5 protein-coding genes and 1 pseudogene are annotated in these 5746 nt (G+C 70.6%); all 6 read left to right on the top strand.

Annotation, left to right across the window (positions count from 1 at the left end):
- A pseudogene (locus AC3XYG_RS37900) lies at positions 1-471 on the top strand (TIGR04028 family ABC transporter substrate-binding protein); the annotation flags it as partial.
- 89 nt (positions 472-560) lie between these two features.
- Positions 561-1505 carry an ABC transporter permease gene (locus AC3XYG_RS37895; RefSeq protein WP_489145074.1) on the top strand — a complete coding sequence of 315 codons (945 nt, stop codon included), beginning with the start codon at positions 561-563 and terminating at the stop codon, positions 1503-1505.
- On the top strand, positions 1502-2401 hold the full coding sequence (locus AC3XYG_RS37890) for an ABC transporter permease (protein WP_489145073.1): 900 nt from the start codon (positions 1502-1504) through the stop codon (positions 2399-2401). Before AC3XYG_RS37895 ends, AC3XYG_RS37890 begins: the two co-directional genes overlap by 4 nt.
- Positions 2398-4044: a dipeptide ABC transporter ATP-binding protein gene (locus AC3XYG_RS37885; protein WP_489145072.1), complete on the top strand. Its 1647-nt coding sequence runs from the start codon at positions 2398-2400 to the stop codon at positions 4042-4044. Before AC3XYG_RS37890 ends, AC3XYG_RS37885 begins: the two co-directional genes overlap by 4 nt.
- A 50-nt stretch (positions 4045-4094) precedes the next feature.
- A complete protein-coding gene (locus AC3XYG_RS37880) occupies positions 4095-5132 on the top strand; it encodes a putative FMN-dependent luciferase-like monooxygenase (RefSeq protein ID WP_489145071.1) in 1038 nt (345 codons plus the stop codon).
- Between the two features lie 48 nt (positions 5133-5180).
- A partial coding sequence (locus AC3XYG_RS37875) for a CMD domain protein (protein ID WP_489145070.1) occupies positions 5181-5746 on the top strand: 566 nt, incomplete at its 3' end.

Below are 5746 nucleotides of genomic sequence, written 5' to 3'. Positions count from 1 at the left end.
CCGCAGAACAAGGGCGTGCTGCAGCTGGTCGGCCAGCAATGGGCCAAGGTCGGGGTCAAGCTCAACATCCTCTCGGGCTCGGCCGGCAGCACGGTCTCGGACAATCTCGACCCGCTGAAGACCCCCGTTGTCGTGGCCGAGGTCGGGCGCGCCGACCCCGATGTGATCAAGAGCCAGTTCCACTACGCCAACCGCGACGCGCTGCTGCAGAAGGGCGGGTCCAGCTCGAAGGTGCAGAGCTTCGTCGACGCCAAGCTGAACACGCAGCTGGAGGCCGTGGCGTCCGAGACCGACCCGGCGAAGCACCTGCAGCTCGCGGGCGAGGTCCAGGCCTACCTGCTGGACCAGGCCTATGTGATTCCGATCTTCGAAGAGCCGCAGGTTTTTGCCGGGGCGCCTTACGTCAAGGGCATCGCCTTCGAAGCGGTCGGCCGCCCGAGCTTCTACGGCACCTGGCTGGCCGCCCACTAAGGACTCGATCCTGCCGGATCCGGGCGCCGCGCCCGGATCCGGACCTCTTTCCACCATCATCCGCAACCCGGGCTTCAGGAACGCACCCCATGTCCAGATACCTGTTCGGCCGGATCGGGCAGGCCGTGCTGGTCCTGTGGGCCGCCTTCACGGTTTCGTTCATCCTGCTGCAGGCGCTGCCGGGCGACGCCATCCTGATCAAGTTCCAGAACCCGGACATGGGTCTGAGCCCGGAGCAGATCACCGAGATCCGGGCTTCCTATGGCGCCGACAGCCCGGTCTGGGTGCAGTATGTCCACACCATCGGCAACTTCCTGACCGGCGATCTCGGCTACTCCATCCAGGCTGGCGTTCCCGTCGCCGACCAGTTGCTGACCACCCTGCCGGCGACCGGCCGGCTGGCCGGCTTCGGCTTCCTGCTGGCCGCCATCCTGGCTGCGGTGATCGCCTTCCTGTCCAGCCTGGCGCCGGTGGCGTGGCTGCGGTCGGTCATCCAGTCTCTGCCGTCGCTGTTCATCTCGGTGCCGACCTTCTGGCTGGGAATCGTGCTGATCCAGGTCGTGTCGTTCCGGCTGAAGCTGATCCCGGTGATCAACCCCGGCGAATGGCGCGGCCTGATCCTGCCGGTGCTGACGGTCGCCATCCCGATCTCGGCGCCGCTGGCGCAGATCCTGATCCGCAGCATCGACGATGTGCAGACCCGGCCGTTCGTCGCCGTGGCCCGGGCAAAGGGCGCCAGCCGCAGCCGGGTGCTGTGGCGGCATGTGGCGGGCAATGCGATCCTGCCGACCCTGACCATCGCCGGAATCCTGCTCGGCGAACTCCTGGCCGGGGCGGTGATCACCGAGGCGGTGTTCGGCCTCAACGGCATCGGCACGCTGACCCAGCAGGCGGTCAACAACGAGGACACCTCCGTCCTCCAGGCGGTCGTGGTGATTTCCGCGACGGCCTTCGTGATCATCAATCTGATCGTGGATCTGCTCTATCCCGTGCTCGATCCACGGCTGGCCAGGACGATCGGGGCCTCGGCATGAACACCTTGCCGCGAGTGGACGACAGCGCGCCGGTGAACCAGGCCTCTGCGGTGTCGGGCAGCGCGGCGCCGGCCGCCAAACGATCGCTGGCCTCCCGGATCCGGCGCATCCGGCCGGGGCTGGTCCTGGCCTGGCTTGTGGTCGCCGTGGTCATCCTCTGGTCGATCGCGCCGGGCCTGTTCACCGCCTATAGCGGCACCGAGGGCGTGGCGGGGCAGCAGCTGCTGCCGCCCAGCGCGGCGCATATCCTAGGCACCGACCAGATCGGGCGGGACCTGTTCGCGCGCATCGTCTACGGCGCGGTGAACTCCCTGTCCGGCGCCGTGGCCGCGGTCGCCGTCGGCTTGGTCGTCGGCACCATCCTCGGCCTGGTCGCAGGCTCCCTCGGCGGCCGGTTCGACGACGCGGCGATGCGGATCGTCGATGTCCTGCTCTCGATCCCCGCCCTGTTCCTGTCGCTCAGCATCATCGTCCTGCTGGGATTCGGCGGGGTGAACGCCGCCATCGCCGTCGGGGTCACCTCTGTCGCCAAATTCGCCCGGCTGGTCCGGTCCGAGGTCGTCGGCGTCCGGCGCACCGACTATGTCGAGGCCGCGTTCGGCAGCGGCGGGACGTTCGGCGCCGTGCTGTGGCGGCATATCCTGCCGAACTCGCTGACCTCGGTCATCGCCTTCACGGCGCTGCAGTTCGGCAGCGCGATCCTGTCGATCTCGACGCTCGGCTTCCTCGGCTACGGCGCGCCGCCGCCCACGCCGGAATGGGGGCTGCTGATCGCCGAGGGCCGGAACTACGTCTCCACCGCCTGGTGGCTGACGACGTTTCCCGGCATCGCCGTGGTCCTGATCGTGCTGTCGGCCAACCGCATCAGCCAGTCCGTCCGCGGGAGGGATGCATGATCGCCGCGCACGAGACCGATGCGGTCCCGGTCCTGGAGCTGGAAAACGTCGCCATCTCCTACCGGGAGCATGAGCAGCATCACCGCGTCGTCCACGACGTATCCTTCCACATCATGCCCGGCGAGGTCGTGGCCCTGGTCGGGGAATCCGGTTCGGGCAAGACCACGACGGCCCAGGCGGTGATCGGGCTCCTGGCCGGGAATGGCCGGCTGGACCATGGCGCCATCCGCCTCAACGGCACGGATATCGCCGGCTGGTCGCAGAAGCGGCTCGACACCATCCGGGGCGCGCGGATCAGCCTGATCCCGCAGGACCCGTCCAGCTCGCTCAACCCGGTCAAGACCATCGGCGCCCAGGTCGGGGAGATCCTGAAGATCCATGGCCGCGGCGACCGCAAGGCGATCCGCAACCGGGTGGTCGAGCTGCTGTCCCGGGTCGGCCTGTCCCGGCCGGAGCTGCGGGCGGCGCAGTATCCGCACGAGCTGTCGGGCGGCATGCGCCAGCGGGTGCTGATCGCCATTGCGATCGCACTGCAGCCCGACCTGATCATCGCCGACGAACCCACCAGCGCCCTGGATGTGACCGTCCAGCGCCGCATTCTCGACCTCATCGACGAGCTGCGCCGGGAATACGGCACCGCGGTGCTGCTGGTGACCCACGATCTCGGCGTCGCCGCCGACCGGTCCGACCGGCTGGTGGTGCTGCAGGGTGGCCGCATCCAGGTACAGGGCGCCACCGCCCGGGTCCTGGCGGCACCCAGCCACCCCTATACCCGCCGGCTGCTGGCCGACGCCCCATCCCTGGCGAAGGGCCAGTTCCGCGCGCCCCGGGCCCTGGCCGCCGACGGCCGGGACGACAATGCCATCGTGGTCGACAACCTGGTCCAGGACTTCGCCCGCGGCGGCCGCGGCAAGGAGACGGTGCGGGCGGTCGACGGCGTGTCCTTCGCGGTCCGGCGCGGAACGACCCATGCCATCGTCGGCGAGTCCGGCTCCGGCAAGACCACGACGGTGCGGTCCGTGGTCGGCTTCCAGAAGCCCGGCGGCGGCCGCATCCTGATCGACGGCACCGACCCGGCGACGCTGAAGGGCGAGGCGTTGCGGCAGTTCCGCAAGACGATCCAGCTGGTCTATCAGAACCCGTTCGGCTCGCTCGACCCGCGGCAGAGCATCTTCGAGATCATCGAGGAGCCGCTGCTGAACTTCGGCCGCCTGCCGAAGCCCGCCCGGGCCGCCAAGGTGCACCGCATGCTCGACCGGGTCGGCCTGCCCGCCGCTGTCGCGGCCCGGCCGCCCCGGGCCTTGTCGGGCGGCCAGCGGCAGCGCGTCGCCATCGCCCGCGCGCTGGTGCTCGACCCGCAGATCCTGGTGCTGGACGAGGCGGTGTCGGCCCTCGACGTCACGGTCCAGGCGCAGATCCTGGGCTTGCTGGACGAACTGCAGCGGGATCTCGGCCTGACCTATCTGTTCGTCTCCCACGATCTCGCCGTGGTGCGCCAGATCGCCGACACCGTGTCGGTGCTGCACAATGGCCGCCAGGTCGACAGCGGCACGGTCGAGGAGGTCTTCCTGCGGCCGCGCAGCGACTACACGCGCGAGCTGATCGACGCCATTCCCGGCAAGAAGACACCGGCCCTTGCCTGATACCCGCCCCGATTCTGCCCCGGACGGCCGATGAGAAAAGTGCGACAGCGATGACAGTGAAACGGCTCGGCTTCTTCACCCGGCTGCTCGACGAGGCGACGGCGCAGGAGCGCTATCGCCTGGCGACGGAGCAGATCGTGGCGGCAGAGCGGCATGGCTTCGACAGCGCCTGGGTCGCCCAGCATCATTTCCATGAGCCCGAGGGCGGCCTGCCGGCGCCGCTGGTGTTCCTGGCCCAGGTCGCAGCACGGACTTCCCGTGTCCGCCTCGGCACCGGCATCATCACCCTGCCGCTGGAGCACCCGGTGCGGGTGGCGGAGGATGCGGCCGTGCTCGACCTGCTGTCCGACGGACGGCTGGAAATCGGGGTCGGCACCGGCGGCACGCCATCGGCCTTCGCCGCCTTCGGCTTCGACAGTGCCGAACGGTCGGAGATCTTCGCCCGGCATCTGCGGGTGCTGCTCGACGCCTGGGGCGGCGCGCCGCTCGATGGTGCCGACACCCGGCTGTATCCGGCGGCGCCGCAGCTGCTCGACCGCGTCTGGCAGGCGACCTTCTCGGTCGCCGGCGGGGCCCGCGCCGGGGCGGCCGGCGACGGGCTGATGCTGTCCCGCACCCAGCCGCGGCCGGCCGATGCGCCCGGCGCCTCGCTGGCCGAGATCCAGAACCCGATCATCGACGCCTATCTCGCGGCACTGCCGCCGGGGCGGGAGCCGCGCATCCTCGGGTCGCGCAGCGTGTTCGTCGCCGACGACCGGGCCGAGGCACGGCGCTTCGCCGAGCGCGGGCGGCGCCGGCAGGCCGACCGCTTCGCCGCCGCCGGGCGCGGCGCCCCGGGCGACACGCTGGACCAGCTGATCGCCGCCTCCGACGTGCATCTCGGCACGCCGCAGGAGGTGATCGACTCCCTCGCCGCCGACGACACGCTGCGCCGCGCCACCGACCTGGTGGTGCAGGTGCATTCGGTCGACCCGCCGCACCCCTTCATCCTGCGCTCGATCGAGCTGGTGGCGCAGGAGGTCGCGCCCTCCCTCGGCTGGACGCGCCGGGACAAGGGCGAGACGATCCGCGCCGCCGCGGCCTGCTGAACGCCGTCACGACAGCGGCAAGACCATTCGCGTGAAGAGGACCAGACGATGAGTGCACCGACGGCCGATGTCATCGACCTGCTGGCCGGGATCGAACCGGGCTCCCGCCTCGACGGCATCCGGGCGCAGCGGACAGTGGCCCGCGAGAATGCCCAGAAGAGCTGGCTGGCGCTGTTCGAGCCCGAGATCCCCGGCACCGTGACGGCGCTGGAGCGCCGCGCCGTCGCCGCCTTCGTCGCCGTGCTGCACCGCGAGCCGGCGCCGGCCGGCTTCTACGCCGACGCCCTGGCCGGGCAGGACGGCTCGGCCGCCATCGCCGCCGCCATCGCGGCGGAAGCGGAGCGGGGAGCAGCGACAGGCCCCTATGGCCATTACCCCGCCGGTCCGCTGAGCGGCGAAGATGTGGACGGCCCGACCTACCGGGTCGCGGACGAGTCCCGGCGCATTCTCGGCCCGCGCCTCGCCGCCGCGCTGGAGCATGTGCATCTGCTGGTGTTCCGGCCGCGCGACGCCAGCGCCGCGGCGCTGCAGGCGCTGCTCGACGCTGGCTGGTCGACCACCGACATCGTCACCCTGTCGCAACTGGTCGCCTTCCTGTCCTTCCAGATCCGCGT

It is taken from the genome of Inquilinus sp. (assembly GCF_057815775.1).
The sequence above is the reverse complement of the archived record's forward strand: the minus strand, read 5'-3'. Positions and strand labels throughout refer to the sequence as shown.